This window comes from Bacillus pfraonensis (assembly GCF_050768835.1).
In the GTDB taxonomy this organism is placed as follows: domain Bacteria; phylum Bacillota; class Bacilli; order Bacillales; family Bacillaceae_G; genus Bacillus_A; species Bacillus_A pfraonensis.
Window position 1 is genome coordinate 92,679 of the sequence record NZ_JAHCDO010000004.1, and the last position, 19,612, is coordinate 112,290.

Here is a 19,612-nt window from a genome sequence, read left to right on the forward strand (position 1 = left end):
ACATGTTTTCCAGCTTGAACTGTTTCAGTTAAAGAGTCAATTATTAACGTATTTTCTTTGAAAGATTTTTAAGTTACACTATCTTATTTGCTATAAATTATTTTATCCAAAACCCCTTTTATAAAATCTGTTTTCCCCTCACAATAACGATCAATATCATATCGATAGTTTTCAGCTAATCTATATTTCAATTCTTCATATTCTTTCCGCGCGTTCTCATTAGTTGATAAATAATCCCGTAGAGCGATATGCTCTAAATAGCCTTTACTATCCTTTGGACAAACATAGAGATGATACCTCATGAAATCATCTTTATAGGTTCTTTGGAAAGCTTCACGTCCTTCAATTCCTAAATTACCTTGATGTTGAAAGCCTATCTTCTCTAACCTTTGTATAATATTAGGCAAAATATCATAACTATCTATAACTACGTCAATATCAATAATTGGCTTTGCTGCTAAGCCTTCAACAGAGGTACTTCCTACATGCTCAATTCGTAAAATTAAATCACCTATATAACTTTCAATCATCATTTTAATTTTCTTGAATTCCGTTTTCCATTTAGTATTATACGGCATGATTTCTATCGTTCTCGTTTTTTCAGTCACTACCGTTTCCTCCTTATCATCCTTTCATTTCTTTCCCTAATACAGTAAAAAGAATCCATCGGGATAAAAGACCGCTCAAAATGGATTCTAGCATTATCATTTTAGCGACATAGCAAGCCGCATCACCAGGCGTATAGGAAGTGAAGGGTTTGACATTTGATTTAGGTCTCCAACAAAAAATAAATCCTTCAAAGGATAATAAAACGCAAATGATCCTGTTGTGCCGGAGTGTCCTATCAACTCACCTTTTCCCATAAAAAGTGTTGTAAGACCATTTAATGGGATTCGCATATATCCACTACTATATTGAATTGGAAACATTGAACTTTGTAATTTGTTATATATTTTTAGTTCATGAAAAATACTTTTATTAAAAAGCTTTCCTCCAAAGAAAGCTTTGATAAATATCATTAATTCACGAGTTGTAGAAATACCACCACCGCTAGCGCGACTGCTTTTAATGAATTTCGGACGGGAAAGAGCAGTATCTTTATAAAAAAAATTAGGAACGAAATCGTGTTCATTTTCTAATAGATGAGTATTTTTGAGCTCTAAGGGGACAAAAATCAACTTGTTATATACATCTTCTAATGTTGAATTCGTAATTGTTTCAATTACTTTTCCAAGCATGTCGAAGTTTATATCTGCATAATAAGCTCTTTTTATCGTGCCAGGTGCAAAGTGTGGTTTCAACTTCTTAGTCAATGTTATCATTTTATCAAAATCAATGTACATATCTTTATGGATGACACTTTTTTTAACACTATTACTGCTTTCTTCAAATGCATCCGGTAATCCGCTTGTTTGAAATAATAAATTAAAGAGTGTAAGATTTGAAGAATATTCGTGACCTTTATAAATATGGAGATTATTCAAAGTCTCCTTTTTAAAATATTTCGTTACTTCGTCATCAAGTGACAGCTTGCCTTTCTCTCTTAAAATAAATATACAAGTGGTTGTAAATAATTTTGTGATGCTTGCCATAAGAAATGGTGTATCTATATTTTCCCCTCCATACCCGGTACTATATAAAAAATCTCCACTTGTGTTTTCGACAAGTAGAACACACTCATGTATTTGTTTTGAACTTTTCGTTCTCCTGAAAACTTTTTCGATTTTTCTTTCCATACGCACCCTTCCGTCATTGTATTTTTGCCGTTGATTTTATCTTTTTGTTACTAGTTTCCATCATTAACAAGTTTTATTCGCAGAAATGAATTAATATTACTTCTTTCGTAAATCTTCGGTTCCAAACTAAGCATGATTTAACGTAACCTATTTTAATCGTCAAAATGAATTTTTTGAAATTAGATTCTGCAAACGATCCGGATAATTGGTAAACATGCCATCTACACCCCATTCAAGTAATTTTTTCATATCTTCCTTCTTATCCACTGTAAATGGGTGAACTTTTAAGCCTTGTGCTTGTATTTTTTGAACAACGGTAGCATCCATAGATGTAAAATTCATCCCCAAGCCCACACAATAAGTTTTGTACTTCTTCAAGTCTTCATTGGTTAATCTCGTTGCTGTTTTGTGTGTTAATAATTGCACTAGAGGAATGCTAGGATTTAGACTATGAATCTTTTTTAAACTTTCTTTACTAAATGATTGGATGATTACCTTTTCCTTTACAACAGTCGGATCAATTAGTTGGGATTGGCTAAGTGTTTCTAACAGCCTTTCTTCCATTCTGGGATAGTCCTCTGGTGATTTTGTTTCGATATAATAACGAGCGTCATGGCCAAACGTTTCAATAATCTCTTCAAGCGTTGGTACTTTTATACCGTTAAATTCTTCTTTTGCTAGATTGGGATGTTCTGTATTAAAAGAGCTACCCGCATCAAGTCTTTTTATTTCTTCTAATGTATGATCTTTAACGAATCCTGATCCATTTGTTGTTCGATTTAATGTTTCATCATGCATAGCAATTAAGTGCCCGTCCTTTGTCATTTGAAGATCTATTTCTATATAATCACCTTTTAATTGTTGACCTAATTTGTAGGATGGTATTGTATGTTCTGGAGCATATGCGGATGCTCCTCTATGAGCAATTGTTATTACTTTATCTGGTTGGTTTTTAGCTTTTATATACTTGTTCTCGTTTGTTTGCTGTAAAACAGCAATGCTTATTCCTATCAAGATGCAAATAGTTGTGGTAATAAGTGCTTTTTTCATTGTGATATTTTAACTCCTAACCTTGGACTCTATTTATATATATTACACGATAAATTTTAAGCACGTATAAACATGTTATTAAAGCTTTGTAATAAAAGCATCTGGTCTACATAATAAATAACCATGCCCTAAGGATTGAATATACCTGAAAGCATGGTCACTTTACTATGATTTACGATTCAATATTTGTAGGTACGTCCTTTATACCTTTTTTAATCGGTAAGCAAGCACCTATTAGTGCGATTATAGCACATCCAATAAACATAATAGGTAATCCGTATACAGCAAGTAAAGATAACGTACCAAAAATAATTAGATCCAGTATAGAATCAAGTACTGATAACAATGAAATTGTTGTTGCACGTACATGTGATGGAATTATATCATTACTTAGCTGTGAATAAATTGGATATCTTATTGCTCTTACAAATCGTAAGATAATAAACGCTCCTAAAACAATCCATAATGTATTTCCAAAGCATGCTGCTAATAGTAAACCTCCGACAGCTAATGCACCTGAAAAATTCAATAAAAATATACGAGAGAATTTTCGGGTTAACCATCCTATAGAAATGGATGCAAAATATCCGCCTATTGCAGCAATTGCATATAATATACCAATTGCAAATACAGGAACTCCTGCATTTTTCAATAGTAGTTGATCATAGTTGTCAAACACTGCACTCGCTGGAATAAATACAAGTGATATATTTAAGAACATGATGAGTAATTGAGGTGCTTTTCGAATCACTTGTATTCCTTCGAGTACTTGTGAATACGATGACCCACTATATTTAAATCCTGCCTTTGGATTTTTTATAAATAAAAGTAAAATCAATTCTACGAAATGGAACAGTAGCCCAAGTATAATTAAAATTAGAAATTGCTCTTCCTTCAAATCTCTCGCAAAATAAGATCCGAAAATAACAGCGATCAACATTGAAATAAAGCTCGCTGATTGAATCTTACCCATTGCTTTATCCATAAGATGTTGTTCATTTGTTTCTTTTAAAGATTCATAGATTAAGGTTTCATCAGCACCTGAGAAGAAAGTGACTGATAAACCATTTAATAAGCTATATAAACAAAATAACCATATGTTATCAGCAAAGATTAAAATTGAAATGCTTGCAATTTTTATAAAAGCCCCCGTTATAAAAGAGAGTTTTAAACCAAATCGATCTGCAAACACCCCTGCGGGTACTTCTCCGATTAGAACAGCTCCACTCCAGCACATTAATACAATAAAAATATTGGAAGGAGTTAATCCTCTTTCTACATAAAATAATGTCATAACTGCTTGTAAAAAGCTAATTGTTCCAAAAAAATGAACCCAAAATAAAATATAAATATTATGTTTTGCTAGCGTATATTTCTTCAAACGTTCTCCTACTTTCTGTATGTAGTTATTTGCTTTTTAATCGGAAGTAGGAGTGTTAAGTTAGCTTAAATGCTATTCACTCCTCTTCCTTCATTTGAGAATGTTTTTAAAGTTTTTAACATGCTAATTCCCCCTTACGTTTAATTAAGTGTATCGTAACAAAAATTCTTAATATTCACAAAGATATTTTATAAACTGGATAAGATTGTCGAAATGGAAAAAGTGGTATATAATAAGCAGTAACATTACTAGTAATTATTTTAGGTATTCCTAGAATAAAGGAGCGATACATATGAAAATTACTATTTATTTCGGAAGTCATGAAGATCAAGATGTACGTACAATGGATTGTCATTTAGATGTAGACGATGCAGAAGAACTTGTCTCTGTTTCATAATATAAATTACGAATAAAGTGGGTTGAAACATCTTCCTTATCACGTTCAAGACACCTTTTAAAAGGTGTCTTTTTTATTGTTTTCTGGTGAAAATCTCTTTACTTTATAGCGATTAAATAGTAAAATATAAATATACGAACAAACGTTCTTTTTTATTTCAATCGTACTTGAAGGGATGATTTTTACAATGGCTCAAAACAAGCGCAGAGGAAGAAAAAAGCATACACCTACTATCTCAAATACAGGCTTTATCGGTTCTGTGTTTATTGATACATTGGAACTACAAAAAAAATCCTATTATTTTGCCCGTAAAAAGTTACAAATTGTCCATCATGTATTAGATGGTCTTGCAGGAGCAACAAGTTCATTGTTTAAAGAGCATAATATTTCCGCCTATATGTCTTGTGTGTATTTACATAAACAAAAGAAAATTGGTTTCGTGCTTTCAACAAAGCTTTTTGAACAAGCTGATGGTGTTGCTTATTTTAAAAATTACTTAATTGAAAAGAATTTTTATGATAATGAAGATGCTGAATTTCAAGAGGTATTTAATACAGGCTTTATCGGTGTTGTATTTGCTGATCTATCAAGCATTGATCGATTTAACTTTGAGTTTGAAATGAGCATGCTATCAAAATTAATGAAAGATATGATCATTCCTGTTAAAGAACTCTTTTTACGCCATAATACTCCTGCTTATATCTCTACCTCACATTTAGAGGACCAAAATAAATTAGGGTTTGTTTTATCTGTAAAACCTTATGATGAACGTGCAGAAGCAGATTTATATTTTGAAACATATTTAAAAGAACGTGGCTTATACATTGGTGACGAAGAAGACGATATTGATAAGATTGTTATTCGAAAAAAAGTTGAATTGATATAGAAGAAATGCAGGATCCATTACAATCCTGCATTTTTTATTTGAAAGTCTCGTTTTCTAAAATAACAACGGAATCGTTAGTCATTCTACCAGTTTCTTTTGTATAACTAACAAGTCGTTGTATATTATCGCAACACAATTTCGCTCCCCATACGAGTAATGGTACACCGATAAAATCAATATGTAACCTTCTTGAAAACAAGCCTCCAAATGTCATTGGAAGTGGAACTGTTGGCGATGTGTTTGAAAAGATAATTTTTTCATTGTTTTGATATTGATGTTGAAGAATCTCTCCTAAGTTCTTCATAGCTGGAACGACCAACTTTTCTGTTCCATGCCCTATTGTGTAGACCGGGTTCCCCTCCTCGTCTCGCCCGCGAAAAATGATTTTTCCCATGTCTGAAGTCTTGAGTTTATTGAAATAATCCACATTTAAAATTTCCTCTTTTGTCAATTTTCGATCGGTTGGAAGTTTATTTAAATGGTATGCTGCAGCAAGTGAAGTTGTATGTGTTCCGCCAAAATCAGTGTAAATAAAAATCATAATCTCATTCCTTTGTCATTTACGTTCAATAATTATTAGTATCGCCATTTCATAATTTACTAATCAATAGGCACTTTGATTTTATAACTTACTTGTTTTAATTTGTAATTTTCCCTTGTGATAAAACTACGATAAGAATAACGATGATAATATTCTTATTCCCCACTCAATCTAGATAGGATATAATTATATATTACTGAAAGGATGGTGTATTTCCTTTGAATATTCTTGAAACAGAGCGGCTTACCCTTCGTCTACAAACAACCGATGATGCGGCGTTTATCCTTGAGCTTTTGAATGATCCCTCTTGGTTGCAGTTTATAGGCGATCGTGGTGTGAAAACGCTGGAAGACGCAAAGGCTTATATTTTGAATGGACCGATTCGTATGTATGAACAATTTGGTTTTTGTCTTTTTTTAGTAGAACGAAAGGAAGATCATGTTCCAATTGGAATCTGTGGTCTAGTAAAAAGAGATTCCTTAGAGGATGTGGATATTGGGTTTGCCTTTCTTCCAAAGTATTGGGATAAAGGGTATGCCTATGAAGCAGCTTCTGAGGTGATGACATATGGAAAAGATAAGCTGGGGCTAAATCGTATTGTAGGGATTACTACTCCAGATAATCATGCTTCAGCTAAACTTCTTAAAAAAGTAGGATTGCAGTTTGAACGATTGATTCGATTGCCTAATGACACTGAAGAACTTAATTTGTTTGTATTTGATAAACGACAAGAAAGCCACATAAATAAATAGTAACTCATGTAAAAAGACCCTCCATTCGGGAGAGTCTTTTTCTTATTTGCTAATCTTATGTAGACTACCTGTAAGTATGATCATTTTATAGCCTGAACTGATACTGGTTTCCACCCCTTGTTTTCCACCCAATCAATATATACTTTATATTTTTTATTGCTTTGCTTATCTCGCACATTTCCATATGCTTTATTCGTTCCATTATTTCCAATAAAATCATAAATGAGTTGTGACTCAGGAACATTAACAGCGTAAGAAATTGCCTTTTTCATCTCATTCCAATCTGTCGTTCCCTCTTTAAATTGCATGGCAGGCTTTGTCCCTTGTTCTGTACCAATTGGTTCCCATTGCTTATTTTGTTCTGTTTGATCTGTATTTTTGTCCAGTTGATTTTTATTTGTTACTTCTTTATTGGCCTTCTGTTCTTCCATTCTATAATTCTTTTGTTCTTCTTGTTTTTTTACTTGATTTTCATTGTTCTGTTTTTCTGTTTCCTTTATTTTTAAGCTTTCTGTTTCTTGATTTTGTTGCTCTGTTAATTTTTGTTTTTCAACTTCTTTGTTTATTTGTTCTTTTGATGCATCTTTTTCGGATTGTTTTGTTTTTTGTTCCTCTATTTTTTTGTTTTTCGCCTCTTCAGATGCTTGTTGGGCTACTTTCTTTTCTTCTGGACGCTCTTTTCCTTTTGTTTGATCAGTAAAAAATAACTGATAAGATACCATGCTAACCGCCAATAATACTAAACTTAATCCAATATTCACAACGCCTCGCTGTCGACGATTTTGTTGTTTTTCTCGAAACCTACTTTCATTTCCCATTCCTGAAACCTCCATATAACTGTTACAGTGAAACTGTATGTTGTTTTCTTTACTTTAGACTCTAGTAAGTTTATTTTCATATTTTTGATGCCGATAAACTTTAAAATTCCATATGTATAGTCGTTCCTCTTTCCCCCTCATCACTTACATAAACCTCTATTGTAAATACGTTTTTTAATTAGTACATTATTAAACATGCTTTTCTATATTACATTTTAATATTCAGAATTTCAATAATAAATTAATGTTAAGCTAGAATGTTTTTACTATTTTTATAAAAACATTTAACAATTGAATATAAAAAGACGTGCATTTTAGTACGCACATCTTTTTATATTTTTACACTCTTACTAACTTCAATATGAAAAAAATTAAATTTCTTTAGAATCCAATGACCGTCCTGAATATAATTTCGTTTTCGATGGTAATAAATTAAATGCACATAACACGATGGTTATTAATAACATTACAAATGCTCCTACAATAACCACTACTTGTATGGAAATGAAGTGAGTAGCAACTCCAAAAACTATAGTTGTAAGAATGGTTAGAATCGCAATAAGTAATTCATACATACTTCCGACTCTCCCCATCATATCTACAGGTATATTATTTTGATAAAATGTATAAAATCCCGTATTTGCAAAGGCCATGGAAAAGGAAAGGATAAAGAAACCGATAGCTGCCATTAAGAAATGATTTGAGAAAGCATACACGATATATCCAATCGAGATGCATAATGCTCCGATACCAATTAAAAATGAAATAGCTAATTTATTTGTAAAAACGGTGTTTACTAGAGCTCCGGCTACAAAGCCAATACCAGCAATACTTACTAGAAATCCATAGTGACTATCTGATAATGAAAGAATTTCTTTAGAAAAAGATAATTCAAGTGAATCCATCGCTGCAGCTAATACCATCATTCCATGAAATAAAAAGTAGATTAATACAATGTATACGTGTTGCCTACTAAAATTTAAAACAGTATGCCAATCTTTTTTTAATAATGTAAGAGACAATTTACTATTGGATACATCAAAAAAGTTTTCCTTCTCTAGGTTAGGCATAAGTAATGTAATTAAACCTGATACAAATACAGCGATAGCATTCATATATATCGTAAATCCTGGTGTGCTGGTCATTAAAAGCATCCCCGCTATTGCAGGTCCAATGAGAGATGCTCCAGAGACTATTAAACTACGAAGTGAATTAAAACGTTGCCTTTGCTCTGGTGGAATCAATTTTGTCATATATGTCATAGCTGTTGGCTCATATATCGCACTAGCCATACTTATAAAGAAAACTATCACATAAATGAGCCAAATAGATGGAAGTAAGGGTAATACAGCAATGAATACTGCACGATATATATCAAGATGAATCATTAATTTACGTTTATTTAAACGATCTATCATGCTACCTGCCCACCCATTTGTAAATAACTTAGCCAATGGCTTAATGACGTATAATGCAGCTACCGCTAATGGCGAACCTCCCATGTTATAAACAACAATATTTAGAGCGATTAAATAAACCCATGCACCAAGATTTGCAATGCCGATCCCAGACAATAAAAGTGTTGGATATTTCCACGATTCTAATATTTTTTTCATCTCATTACCACCCTGCTAATAAAATATTTTTAACGTTTTTTTATTTGTCCAATAAAAAAATCCCACCCCCAAGACGTTAAAGTCTTGGGGGCGAGATTTATCATCGCGGTGCCACCCCAGTTTATTAATATGTCACCATATTAATCTTATCAGGTACGGCATTCTGAAATGCTTATACCTTAGCTCTATAACGGGAGCTCCCGCCACACCATCCCCTTTTTTCATAGGTTCCGATGTGATGCTCAGAGGCTTGGTTCAATAAGGAATTCTTGCTCCTTTTCAGCTAACGGAGCTCTCTGTGAAGAATTTACTTTATTTACTCTTCTCTTCATCGCATGTAATTTTTTAACATATTAACATAATTTCTCATCGCTGTAAATGCAAAATAATGAAAATAATCAGATTATTGGTTTTGTAATACTTTTGCCTTACGAGTAACACGACAAACAGATCGCATTAATTTTTTATAAACAAATGGAAAAATTGTAAAAAATATATCCATCGTTTTTCTTAATGGCATTGGACAAAAAATTAAGTTATTTCTTTCAATACCTTTGTAATGAAAAATACAAAATAATAACTATACAAAGAATTGATATTCACGGAAACAGGCTGTTTACATAGGTTTGTTAATTTGGATTATTTTATTTTTTATATAAATACGGTGCGTGAAATTGCCTGTTTTGCACAAACTTTAATTCGTGTTTTTTATTCTCTTTACATATATTTATGAAGAGAATGGAGGGATATGAATGAGAATTGCGTACACAGAAACTGATGTGAACTTGTTAGCTCGTCTAATGAGAGCAGAAGCAGAAGGCGAAGGACAACAAGGGATGTTGGAAATGTCGGTGTGAACAGAGTAATGTGCAATTGCTTAGACTTTAAAGGAATTACAAATATTGAGCAAATGGTGTATCAACAACAAGGTGGAAGTTATTCATTCGAAGCCGTGACAAAAGGATATTTTTATCAACGTGCAAGAGAAATTGACAAAGAGCTAGCAAGAAAATGTCTGGAATATTGGAGAGGGCATCCCGCAACCAATTCCCTTTGGTTTTTTAATCCCGCAGGAAATTGTCCGCCCGTTTGGTGGAATCAGACATTAGCAGGACAATACAAGGAGCATTGTTTCTATCAACCAACGCAAGCAGATTGTCCAAAAGTATATGCTGGAAAATAAGTGTTTATTTTATTAGTGTTTCAAAGATTTACTACAAATAATGAGGCTTATAGAAATGAATATAACTTTAAAACATTTTTAACTTCCTCTTCTCTTTCAAAAGTTAGCCAAAAGAAAAAGCCTTGCTAGCAAGGCTTTTTCTTTTGGACATTCCATAATTAATTTCTAAATGGACCTAGGAGTTATTTGTATTTTCCGGAAAAGAATGATCATTCAGAACTTCCTCAATTAATCCATGATTCATGTTTTTTCCGTAAAATATTTCATCCATTTCTGTTTTTAACTTTTGAGTAATTTCCTCTTGTTCTTTTACCGATAATTTTTCTTGTGTATATCCAAATAGATAGTTGTTCAAATCAAATTCTTTTAGTTTACATTTTGTATGAAAGATATGTTCTTGATAAACATTGACATCAATCATATCGTAGAGGCTTTTCACGTTATTTGGAATGTAATTTTGTATAGAACTTATTTCGTGATCGATAAATAATTTGTTACCTGTTATATCTCTTGTAAAGCCCCTAACACGATAATCAATTGTCATAATATCTGTATCAAATGAGTGAATTAGATAATTTAACGCTTTAAGAGGTGAGATTTCACCGCATGTAGCCACATCAATATCAGCTCTAAAAGTGCTAATACCTTCGTCTGGGTGATATTCAGGATACGTATGAACCGTTATATGACTTTTATCTAACTGCATGACAACGGAATCTGGAAGAGGTCCAGGAGATTCGGTGAATGATTCAGTTGGCACTTCTACCACTGGGCCTTCTGATACTAATATAGTTACGCTTGCGCCTTGTGGTACATAGTCTTGTTTAGCGATATTTAATACATGCGCTCCTATAATATCCGAGACATTTTTCAAAATCTTAGTTAATCTGTCTGCATTATATTGTTCATCTATGTATTCTATATAAGCTTCTCGTTCCTCTTTTGTTTTTGTATAGCAAATATCATACATGTTAAAACTTAATGATTTTGTAAGGTTATTAAATCCATGTAATTGAATCCGTTGCTCTGGTGTTAGTTTCATGATAAAATTCCCCATTCTGCTGTTGAATAATATTTGATAAATCCTTTACGCAATATAATTCCATACTACAACTTTTTCATGCATGCTCTTTTGAATTAGAATTACTTGAAATATATTAGTTATTTCTAATTCACGACTGACAATTAATTGAATTGAATATTTTTTATTGTAAAAATACGGTAAATGAAATTTAGAATAACAACAATATAGAATTTGAATCAAGAAACCATTGTGACTAGATTAACCAAAAATGAAAAGATGTACGAGTTTATGTTAACCTGTACATCTTTTCATTTTCTTTGTGATCAAGACTAATTAGATACTGTGTCAACCTGTATAATTAGTCTCAATTTAAACTTTATTTGTTTAAATCTTTTTTTGTTACTTCACTTCTAATATTCACATCTTTTGAGAATTCAGTATCGTTTTTTAGATTATTCAGATGTTGATCTTTACGCTTGCGATTATCATTCCGATTCGTCATCATTTATCCCCCTCTTATTAACGTTCGTACCTATTTTGTACAGAAGGAACTATTTCATACAGATTATTTCGTAAATATAGTCTCATATTATTGAGAATTTTAGTTAGATTTTATTATCTTATAAAATAAATTAAGTTGTTATCTACTGTCTTCGGCATTAGGAATGATTCATAAAAAGTATATGTTTTGTTCATTGTTTTAATCTCTTTCGTCTAATGCACTATGAATCGATTGATGAGGTCTATAACCATTTTCCACTTTTTATGAAATTTCTTTTTGGCAAAACACTTGCTTGTTGGTGCATACTATGATTATTGGAGGTGACAATCATGGGACACAATCAAAACCCGTTTACAACAAAGAAGCGTAATGCCAACGGACAATACGATAAAGAAGCACATAGCATCGACAGCCATGGTAATTTTGTACCTAACACACCAACGAATGACGCTGTTCTTCGCGCTGAAAGACCGAAGAACAAATAAAAAACCCCTGGATTTCTCCTGTTTTTTTATTTCTAATTAATTTTCATTGATATCGTTTGTCAAAAATAACGAGTGTATGATTATCTCTCTTCCATTGGCGGTTACTGCTTGAGTACCAATTACTGATGGAAGAAGCGATTTTTATGACTAGAAACAGAATAAAATTAATTCAAGAAGCTTACACGCTAGATGTAAGCTTCTTTCAGCCTGCGCAATGAAGATTCGAATTTCATCCCATTTAACACAATGTATTCAATATCTTTCCAAACTATTTGGACATGATAAAGAATGAGGTGACTGTAATGAAAAATGAAATATCAAAGTTAGTACCAGAAGCAGTTAGCAAGTTAATTCAGAAAGAAGTTAAAGATAGAAACCAACGCATTATTGACTTAATTATCGATGATGCAACTGCATATGGATTTGATTCGGAGCAAGTGGTCCCTTGTATCATGGCTGCTTATTATGCTCATCAGTCCGCGCATTATCCTAGTGAAATGGAAGATGAGTGGATCGGAATCTTAGTCTTCTACACAGCTATACGTTCAGCAATGAAGCTTTTATCTTACGGTAAATTTAAAGCAAAGCGATCAGAGAGTGGATGGATGACGTATACAGATCATTGAACAAATCTTATTTTGGAGTAAGAGATTTCTATTAACGAACCGCGGAAATCTCTTACTTATTGACAAATAAATACGAGGTTATATTTAAGTAATTTAATCTAATGTTTCTTCTGCTAACGAAATAATCTTTTCAATATATGGAGATTTTCCATTTGTATACGACACTCGATCAAATGGGTACTTCATGGCAAGCTCTTGTTTTAATTGTTTATATTCCATACGTGCCCATTCATGATTTCTCATAAAATCACGGAATAATAAATTGTTCTTCCACTCTTCACCACCATACGTATAGACGTGTAAATGATGTGTACCTGCTCTCCATTTCCCTTTTCTAAAAAAACGTCTCTGTGGAAAATGTTTATGAAATACATATTCATATCCTATTGTTTGCATTGGTTCTATCCAATCATCAACTACTTTTAAATCTTTAACACCTATCATCATATCAATGAGCGGTTTCGCGTCTAATCCTTCTACTGACGTACTTCCAATATGTTCAATCTCTAAGATGTCCTTTTCTAGTAATGCGATAAATTTCTCTTTCTCTTTCAAAAATTCTGTATGCCAATTTAAATTATACGGTTCAATGATTATTTCTTTATCCATCTCTTCCTCCTTTTATACTCGTAATCTAAGTTTATAAGCTATCTTTTTTATTAATCAAAATAGGACATTCTGCATCACTCTCGAATATATCAATGTTTAATTTAATTATATAAAATAAGAGGCGTAAAATGAACGAAATTCCGATAACAATTCATTTAGATGATGCCCCTTTTCAATTAAAGGAATATCAAGGTTTCGATTGGCTTGTAAGACTTGGTAGAGTAGTTGCAGTGTTCGATCAGCGAGATTCAGCGAATATTTACTTCGGTATTGAAAAAAAAATCAACGCTATACGCAAGTGAAAGAGTTTTATTTAGCATAGGGATTTACTCGTAACAAACATTCTCATTGTAGTAAAATAATTAATAATGAAGAAGTTACATTTTTTCTGTATAATACTTATTAGTATTGAAAACTACAATAATGAGGCATGCTAGATGAATTTTATGTACATCAATCAAAACGTATTAAATAATTTGCTTTACATTTTAAGTAGCGTCTTTGTTTTTTATTTTATATATGATAACGGGATGTTTTTCAAAAAATACAAAAAAACCCTTATTGTAATCTGCACGAGTATACCGTTAATTTTATGTATGAAATACCCTATATATATTGATGAAAATTGCGTTCATGATTTAAGACAAATTCCATTTTTCATAGGTACACTTTATGGTGGATTACCGGTTGGAATCGCTTTATTAACTATCATGTTATTAATTCGGTTTGTTTTTTATGGTGTGAACTTTTTAACAGTTATTGTTTATATTGCAATGCTAATTTTTACTGCTCTTGCCTCTTCTAAATTTAATCAATTAAATAGAAGAAAAAAACTCATTATGTCAATATTTTTACCTTTTTCTCTTGCTTTACTTACAACATTTATCGCTGTAATTTTATCGGATTTTCCAATTACACAGCCATATATTACTTATTTTATTATACTGCCCCCTATTATCATGTTATTTGTTGTATATATGAATGAAGTTTTAAGAGATGCCTTTATGATGAGATCTAAATTAGTAAAAATGGAGAAAATGGAGATTGTGAGTCAACTTGCTGCAAGTATTTCGCATGAAGTTAGAAATCCTCTTACTGTAGTAAAAGGATTTACTCAGCTCCTGAAAACACCAGATTTATCACAAGAGTCGCGAGAACAGTATATTGAACATATTCTGGGAGAGTTAAACCGTGCACAAGTTATCATTGATGATTACTTAACATTCGCTAAGCCTGCATCACAAAAAGTTGATAACATTATAATAGATCAAGAATTAAAAAGAGTAATAAGTATGATGATGCCATTATGTAATATGAATTCTATAAATGTTTCTGAAGAATTAGTAACAGGATCCATTATTGGGAATACACAGCATTTTCAACAATGCTTTTTAAACTTGATAAAAAATAGCATTGAAGCAATGCCAAATGGCGGGAAACTTCGTGTTCAATCATCGGTTTTTGAAAACAAAGTTACGATTGTTATTAAGGATAGTGGAATTGGTATGACGCCAGAACAAATAAATCGATTTGGCGAACCATATTTTAGCACAAAAACAAAAGGAACAGGTTTAGGTACGATGGTTGCAGTAAAAATCATTGAAACGATGAACGGTACTTTAGATATAAAGAGTATTGTTAATAAAGGAACGACTTTAACGATTACATTTCCACAAAATAATGAGGTTGCTTAATAAAATAACATCTTGATTTAAAAGGAGCTCCTATGCTCCTTTTTATTTTCCCTTATATAAAAAGCTATGCTTTTATAAGATTTTGCATAAATTAGTTATATAAAAACCTTAATATTCATCCATCTTTATGAGTGTGGAAAAAGTCTCATCTCGGTATGAATAAAAACAAACTGCTGAATCATTTCATTTAAACATTTCGCTGCTTTTGTAGGAATTTGATGCTTTGCATTATCAATAAATTTTAATTCATTACATGGTAATTTTCCATGCAGTAATTTCGCATGGCTATAAAATACCTTATCTTTCTTACCATAAACTAACAAAACCGGAAGCTGAATATTTCTAAGCTGATTCGTACAATTATAGTGCAAACTATAACGATAATATTGCCAAATATTTTTGGCATTCCCTTTTCGTGCTTCTTTAAACATCTTTTTGAACAATTTATGTGTATTTGAATTGCCCCATGAAATAGACCATGCTAAAAATGAAATCGCTCCCACTTTCGCAAGTTTCACGCCAAGTGAAATCTTATTCTTTAGATATCCATCCCTCACTTCTGACATCCCCCCAATTAGAATACCCCCTAACGCTCTTTCAGCAAAAGCCAATAAAAATTCTAATGCGACAGAGCTTCCAGTCGAATATCCACATACAAATGCTTTTTTGATCTCCAAATGATCCAACAAACATCTAATGTCTTCAGCAATCAGTGGATAGGTTATCGGTTGTTTTGAATACTGACTCCTTCCATGCCCTCTAATATCAAAAGTAATCACTTTAAAATTTTGGGATAATTCCTCTATTTGGTACTCAAAATTCTCACAAGTAAGTACAGGAGGATGGATAAAAACAATAGGAACCCCTTTTCCTTTAACGATATAATACAGACTACTACCGTCCACATCCAACATTGGCATATATGTAATCACCTCAACAATCTAAAATCATCCCAACTCATTTTTAGAAAAATATCTCTAAAAATGATGCATACTAAAAATTAATTTTAGTACATGAGTATTCTCCTTTTGTTATTAATTCCTTTCTAATTTACTAGCCGTAAGCTGTCGATGATATTCTGTTATACATTCCTGATAACGTTGAAACTGATTTTTATTTTAAAAAATGAATTTAGTTGTCCGTCAAGTTTTTATTTTTTCATTTATTTAGACAGAAAAATAAATAACTTCTTACAGTACACTTGATGATGTGCTTTTTCACTCATTTCCGTTATTATGTGGCACTTCTTTTTTTCTATTCTGGCAACTATTTAGAATAAATTACATAGAAAATGAATATCACTCCTTTTAATCTTATTTGGCATATACTTCATCTCATTGAGTAAGAATCAATCATCGGTACACAAAAAAATTCAAAACTCTAGAAAATTTCTATTGAAAAAAGGAGCATGATAGCTCCTTTTTCATGTTGAATCTCGTATTGATACTAAAGAAGTATCTTTAATAGTTTTTCTGATTACATGATTCTGCGACGAATGATTAAAAAATCGTTTGTTTTTTAATACCCTCCGCCCCAGCAGCTGCATCCAACAATAATTAATAAAATAAATAAAACAACTAATAAAGCAAATCCTCCGCCAAAACCGCAAGAACCAACATGACTCATATTTTCTCCTCCTTTTAGTAATAAAACTAATGGGTAATTAATCGTTTATTAACGGGTTCGTATTATACAGTATGTATCTATGTAAATTTGGAGCATGTCTTGGATAAATTAAAAAAAGCACTCCGCGAGTGCCTAAATTTTATCTGAATAACATCGAGAAACTTACAATGGATACCAAAACCCTTTGAAAACGTTGAATTTCAAATAAATGGCAAGTGATAAAATTATAATACCAATAATGAGTCCTATATAGTCCTCTTGTTTTGCCTTTGTTGTAAAATACCATGTTCGTTTCTCTTTTTTTCCGAATCCTCGTAAATCCATCGCATTTGAAACGGTATCGATTCGCTCTAAAGATTGAATAACAAGTGGCCCAAAAATGAGTACCCGGTTTTTAATACGTTCCAAAAAATTCGCCTCTCCTCTTTCAAATGGTACACCTCTTGCTTCTTGAGCCTGTTTAATCAATTTGTATTCCGCTTGTATATTCGGTATGTAACGGAGTGCAATGTTTATTGCATAGGCAATCTTATACGGTAAACCAATTTTATATAAGCTGCTAGCAAACTCACTTGGATGTGTCGTGTATATAAAAATAAGTGTAAATGGTAATAACGTAAAATACTTTAACGAAAGCGTAAGAGCATAAAAAAGCGTTTCGAATGTAATGGTAGCGTATCCAATATGCAAGAATGCTGTACTTGTACCAGTCAACTCAGATCCATGGGTTGGTGTAATCAATAAAATCATAACCGAATTTAGCATACTAAATGTGAAAATGACACTAAATATAATGACAACTTTTTTCAAAGGGATTTTAGCAATCACTAACCCTAAACAACCAATGAAAAATAAGCATAATAAAATACGAAAATCAAAAAATATAAATGTAAGAGTCATCCAAATTATAAATAACAACAATTTAATTGCGCCGTCCATACGATGAAAATATGTATGATTATCTATATAAAATAAATCTGATTTACTCATAATCTCCCCTCCTTTTTGCCTCCATATACATTTGTACAAAAACTTCTGGAAAGGGGATTTTGCTCAATTTTGCTAATGTTGTTAACGAACTTTCCTGTAAGTTAGCTTGTTGTAATACTTGGCTATTTGCTAATACGATTGGAACTGTATCATCGGCAAGTATTTTTCCTTGATGAAGAACAACTGCACGGTCTGCATATTCTAAAGCTAGGTTCATATCATGTGTAATAAAGATAAATGATATTCCTTTTGCCGCTAATACACTTATACAAGACATAAATTGTTCATAATGAAAATAATCTTGTCCTGCTGTTGGCTCGTCTAAGATGATGAGCTTCGGATTCGTTGTTAAAACTGATGCAATGGTAAGCCTCTTTTTTTGCCCGTAGCTTAACGCTTGAATCGGCCAATTTCGAAATGGATATAACCCACAAATTTGCAACGCATCTTCCACTCGTTTATGTATTTCTGCCTTAGAAACCTTCTGTAATTTTAATGAAAAAGCAACTTCATCCCAAACAGTAGATTGTGTAATCATATGATTAGGATTTTGCATGACGTAAGATATCACTTCTCCACGTTTCCGAATAGACCATGAAGTTATATTATCATTATCAAGTACAATTTTCCCTTCCTGTGCTGTGTTCATTCCAGTTAATAAATGTGCAAATGTAGATTTGCCTGCACCATTATGACCTAATAATGCTAATATTTCTCCTCTTCGTATAGAGAGTGTTATGTCCTTTAATGTGAAATTTTTGTGGGAATATGAAAATGAGAGATTTTCTATTTGACATAAGACTTCTTTTTTACATTGTTTTTTAGAAGCAGTAGAACTCATCATCCATTGCTTTATCGTTTTATTTAACTCCTCATTATTTAAAGTTTCAATTGGATAAATTTCTTCATCTAAAATATTCATTTTTAGATTTTTTAACACTTCAATATATATAGGTTCTCTTAACCCTATACTTTGTAAAATGTTTGCTTGTAAAATCTTTTTTGGTGAATCGATTGCTACAATATTCCCTTCATCTATTAATATAATTTTATCTAAGTCTAATTTTAATATCTCTTCTATTCTATGCTCAATAATAACGATTGTTTTATTTAATTGTTGATGTACCTTTTGAATAAGTTCTACTGCTTTTAAACTACTTATTGGGTCTAGATTTGCTAATGGCTCATCAAATAGTAATATGTCAGCATCCGTCGTTAGTAGCCCAGCAAGAGAGACAGTTTGTTTTTGACCACCAGATAATTCATGTGGGCTTCGTGAGTGAAATCTATGCATCTGTACTTTCTGTAAAGAGTCCATAACAACCGCCTTCATTTCCTCCTGTTCTACGCAATCATTTTCTAACGAAAATGCAACATCTTCCCCTACAGTTAACCCAATAAACTGGGAATCTTGATCTTGCAAAATAGTTCCTACAAGCTTACTTTGCTCAAAAATACTACTTTTTCGTGGATCCTTACCACATATTGAAATGTTCCCAGTACTTGATCCCTCATATGAAAAAGGGATCAGCCCATTTATACAATGGGCCAATGTAGATTTTCCTGATCCACTTCGACCAGCAATCAATACTTTTTCACCTGGATAAATATGAAGTGTGATATTCTTTAAAGTAGGTTCTGTCACTTGTTGATATTGAAATGTAAATTGTTCAAAGGAAATAATCGGCTTCATTGT

Annotated in this window: 20 protein-coding genes, 2 pseudogenes and 1 other annotated feature; of the genes and pseudogenes, 7 read left to right on the forward strand and 15 right to left on the reverse strand. The window is 32.1% G+C overall.

Going from position 1 to position 19,612, the window contains the following annotated elements; all coding sequences use genetic code 11:
• Positions 1-83: 83 nt before the first annotated feature.
• From KFD70_RS05125 to KFD70_RS05140, 4 genes are all read right to left on the reverse strand, one after another.
• Positions 84-608, reverse strand: coding sequence for a GrpB family protein (locus tag KFD70_RS05125; protein ID WP_336451107.1), 525 nt, complete (start codon positions 606-608; stop codon positions 84-86).
• Between the two features lie 96 nt (positions 609-704).
• Positions 705-1,736, reverse strand: coding sequence for a serine hydrolase domain-containing protein (locus KFD70_RS05130; protein ID WP_336451108.1), 1,032 nt, complete (start codon positions 1,734-1,736; stop codon positions 705-707).
• Positions 1,737-1,895: 159 nt separating this feature from the next.
• Positions 1,896-2,786: a glycerophosphodiester phosphodiesterase gene (locus tag KFD70_RS05135; RefSeq protein ID WP_336451109.1), complete on the reverse strand. Its 891-nt coding sequence runs from the start codon at positions 2,784-2,786 to the stop codon at positions 1,896-1,898.
• 172 nt (positions 2,787-2,958) lie between these two features.
• Positions 2,959-4,167: an MFS transporter gene (locus tag KFD70_RS05140; protein ID WP_336451110.1), complete on the reverse strand. Its 1,209-nt coding sequence runs from the start codon at positions 4,165-4,167 to the stop codon at positions 2,959-2,961.
• 572 nt (positions 4,168-4,739) lie between these two features.
• Here KFD70_RS05140 and KFD70_RS05145 point away from each other — a divergent pair.
• The gene (locus tag KFD70_RS05145) at positions 4,740-5,450 is read left to right on the forward strand and encodes a hypothetical protein (RefSeq protein ID WP_336451111.1); all 711 of its coding nucleotides are present in this window, start codon (positions 4,740-4,742) and stop codon (positions 5,448-5,450) included.
• Positions 5,451-5,484: 34 nt separating this feature from the next.
• On the opposite strand, the gene KFD70_RS05150 is transcribed toward KFD70_RS05145, so the two are convergent.
• The gene (locus KFD70_RS05150) at positions 5,485-5,991 is read right to left on the reverse strand and encodes a DUF3189 family protein (protein ID WP_336451112.1); all 507 of its coding nucleotides are present in this window, start codon (positions 5,989-5,991) and stop codon (positions 5,485-5,487) included.
• A gap of 218 nt (positions 5,992-6,209) precedes the next feature.
• Here KFD70_RS05150 and KFD70_RS05155 point away from each other — a divergent pair, with 218 nt between their 5' ends.
• A complete protein-coding gene (locus KFD70_RS05155; protein WP_336451113.1) occupies positions 6,210-6,743 on the forward strand; it encodes a GNAT family N-acetyltransferase in 534 nt (177 codons plus the stop codon).
• Between the two features lie 80 nt (positions 6,744-6,823).
• Here the strand turns inward: KFD70_RS05155 and KFD70_RS05160 are convergent, their stop codons facing one another.
• The 3 genes and pseudogenes from KFD70_RS05160 to KFD70_RS05170 form a co-directional block, all read right to left on the reverse strand.
• A complete protein-coding gene (locus KFD70_RS05160; RefSeq protein ID WP_336451114.1) occupies positions 6,824-7,561 on the reverse strand; it encodes a YrrS family protein in 738 nt (245 codons plus the stop codon).
• 371 nt (positions 7,562-7,932) lie between these two features.
• A complete protein-coding gene (locus tag KFD70_RS05165) occupies positions 7,933-9,177 on the reverse strand; it encodes an MFS transporter (RefSeq protein WP_336451115.1) in 1,245 nt (414 codons plus the stop codon).
• Between the two features lie 83 nt (positions 9,178-9,260).
• Positions 9,261-9,518 (reverse strand) — a binding site (T-box leader).
• A gap of 62 nt (positions 9,519-9,580) precedes the next feature.
• Positions 9,581-9,712 (reverse strand): annotated as a pseudogene (locus KFD70_RS05170) (oxidoreductase); the annotation flags it as partial.
• Positions 9,713-9,929: 217 nt separating this feature from the next.
• Between KFD70_RS05170 and KFD70_RS05175 the strand changes: the two are divergent.
• Positions 9,930-10,360 (forward strand): annotated as a pseudogene (locus KFD70_RS05175) (cell wall hydrolase).
• 175 nt (positions 10,361-10,535) lie between these two features.
• Here the strand turns inward: KFD70_RS05175 and speD are convergent.
• Positions 10,536-11,402, reverse strand: a complete 867-nt coding sequence (gene speD, locus KFD70_RS05180; protein ID WP_336451116.1) for an adenosylmethionine decarboxylase — start codon at positions 11,400-11,402, stop codon at positions 10,536-10,538.
• A gap of 358 nt (positions 11,403-11,760) precedes the next feature.
• Positions 11,761-11,886: a hypothetical protein gene (locus KFD70_RS05185; protein ID WP_277818617.1), complete on the reverse strand. Its 126-nt coding sequence runs from the start codon at positions 11,884-11,886 to the stop codon at positions 11,761-11,763.
• Positions 11,887-12,215: 329 nt separating this feature from the next.
• Here KFD70_RS05185 and KFD70_RS05190 point away from each other — a divergent pair, with 329 nt between their 5' ends.
• Both KFD70_RS05190 and KFD70_RS05195 read left to right on the forward strand, forming a co-directional pair.
• The gene (locus tag KFD70_RS05190) at positions 12,216-12,371 is read left to right on the forward strand and encodes a hypothetical protein (protein WP_174099851.1); all 156 of its coding nucleotides are present in this window, start codon (positions 12,216-12,218) and stop codon (positions 12,369-12,371) included.
• Between the two features lie 302 nt (positions 12,372-12,673).
• Positions 12,674-12,997: a hypothetical protein gene (locus tag KFD70_RS05195; protein ID WP_336451117.1), complete on the forward strand. Its 324-nt coding sequence runs from the start codon at positions 12,674-12,676 to the stop codon at positions 12,995-12,997.
• Between the two features lie 93 nt (positions 12,998-13,090).
• Here KFD70_RS05195 and KFD70_RS05200 read toward each other — a convergent pair whose 3' ends face one another.
• Complete coding sequence (locus tag KFD70_RS05200; RefSeq protein WP_336451118.1) at positions 13,091-13,606, reverse strand: GrpB family protein; 516 nt, start codon at positions 13,604-13,606, stop codon at positions 13,091-13,093.
• Positions 13,607-13,734: 128 nt separating this feature from the next.
• On the opposite strand from KFD70_RS05200, the gene KFD70_RS05205 reads away from it, so the two are divergent.
• Positions 13,735-13,908: a hypothetical protein gene (locus tag KFD70_RS05205; RefSeq protein ID WP_420792330.1), complete on the forward strand. Its 174-nt coding sequence runs from the start codon at positions 13,735-13,737 to the stop codon at positions 13,906-13,908.
• A 135-nt stretch (positions 13,909-14,043) separates the two neighbouring features.
• The gene (locus KFD70_RS05210) at positions 14,044-15,300 is read left to right on the forward strand and encodes an ATP-binding protein (protein ID WP_336451119.1); all 1,257 of its coding nucleotides are present in this window, start codon (positions 14,044-14,046) and stop codon (positions 15,298-15,300) included.
• 125 nt (positions 15,301-15,425) lie between these two features.
• Here the strand turns inward: KFD70_RS05210 and KFD70_RS05215 are convergent, their stop codons facing one another.
• From KFD70_RS05215 to KFD70_RS05230, 4 genes are all read right to left on the reverse strand, one after another.
• Positions 15,426-16,220 (reverse strand): alpha/beta fold hydrolase, encoded by a 795-nt coding sequence (locus tag KFD70_RS05215; protein WP_336451120.1) that lies wholly within the window; start codon positions 16,218-16,220, stop codon positions 15,426-15,428.
• Between the two features lie 598 nt (positions 16,221-16,818).
• Positions 16,819-16,926: a YjcZ family sporulation protein gene (locus KFD70_RS05220; RefSeq protein WP_336451121.1), complete on the reverse strand. Its 108-nt coding sequence runs from the start codon at positions 16,924-16,926 to the stop codon at positions 16,819-16,821.
• A gap of 162 nt (positions 16,927-17,088) precedes the next feature.
• On the reverse strand, positions 17,089-17,916 hold the full coding sequence (locus KFD70_RS05225) for an energy-coupling factor transporter transmembrane component T family protein (RefSeq protein ID WP_336451122.1): 828 nt from the start codon (positions 17,914-17,916) through the stop codon (positions 17,089-17,091).
• The gene (locus tag KFD70_RS05230) at positions 17,909-19,609 is read right to left on the reverse strand and encodes an ABC transporter ATP-binding protein (RefSeq protein WP_336451123.1); all 1,701 of its coding nucleotides are present in this window, start codon (positions 19,607-19,609) and stop codon (positions 17,909-17,911) included. The genes KFD70_RS05225 and KFD70_RS05230 overlap by 8 nt, the downstream gene beginning before the upstream one ends.
• Positions 19,610-19,612 lie beyond the last annotated feature (3 nt).

Coding starts and splice junctions, on each gene's coding strand:
- KFD70_RS05130 (WP_336451108.1), bottom strand. CDS start 1,736: ATGGAAAGAAAAATCGAAAAAGTTTTCAGGAGAACGAAAAGTTCAAAA.
- KFD70_RS05190 (WP_174099851.1), top strand. CDS start 12,216: ATGGGACACAATCAAAACCCGTTTACAACAAAGAAGCGTAATGCCAAC.
- KFD70_RS05165 (WP_336451115.1), bottom strand. CDS start 9,177: ATGAAAAAAATATTAGAATCGTGGAAATATCCAACACTTTTATTGTCT.
- KFD70_RS05185 (WP_277818617.1), bottom strand. CDS start 11,886: ATGACGAATCGGAATGATAATCGCAAGCGTAAAGATCAACATCTGAAT.
- KFD70_RS05135 (WP_336451109.1), bottom strand. CDS start 2,786: ATGAAAAAAGCACTTATTACCACAACTATTTGCATCTTGATAGGAATA.
- KFD70_RS05215 (WP_336451120.1), bottom strand. CDS start 16,220: ATGCCAATGTTGGATGTGGACGGTAGTAGTCTGTATTATATCGTTAAA.
- KFD70_RS05160 (WP_336451114.1), bottom strand. CDS start 7,561: ATGGGAAATGAAAGTAGGTTTCGAGAAAAACAACAAAATCGTCGACAG.
- speD (WP_336451116.1), bottom strand. CDS start 11,402: ATGAAACTAACACCAGAGCAACGGATTCAATTACATGGATTTAATAAC.
- KFD70_RS05200 (WP_336451118.1), bottom strand. CDS start 13,606: ATGGATAAAGAAATAATCATTGAACCGTATAATTTAAATTGGCATACA.
- KFD70_RS05225 (WP_336451122.1), bottom strand. CDS start 17,916: ATGAGTAAATCAGATTTATTTTATATAGATAATCATACATATTTTCAT.
- KFD70_RS05150 (WP_336451112.1), bottom strand. CDS start 5,991: ATGATTTTTATTTACACTGATTTTGGCGGAACACATACAACTTCACTT.
- KFD70_RS05145 (WP_336451111.1), top strand. CDS start 4,740: ATGATTTTTACAATGGCTCAAAACAAGCGCAGAGGAAGAAAAAAGCAT.
- KFD70_RS05210 (WP_336451119.1), top strand. CDS start 14,044: ATGAATTTTATGTACATCAATCAAAACGTATTAAATAATTTGCTTTAC.
- KFD70_RS05205 (WP_420792330.1), top strand. CDS start 13,735: ATGAACGAAATTCCGATAACAATTCATTTAGATGATGCCCCTTTTCAA.
- KFD70_RS05230 (WP_336451123.1), bottom strand. CDS start 19,609: ATGAAGCCGATTATTTCCTTTGAACAATTTACATTTCAATATCAACAA.
- KFD70_RS05220 (WP_336451121.1), bottom strand. CDS start 16,926: ATGAGTCATGTTGGTTCTTGCGGTTTTGGCGGAGGATTTGCTTTATTA.
- KFD70_RS05195 (WP_336451117.1), top strand. CDS start 12,674: ATGAAAAATGAAATATCAAAGTTAGTACCAGAAGCAGTTAGCAAGTTA.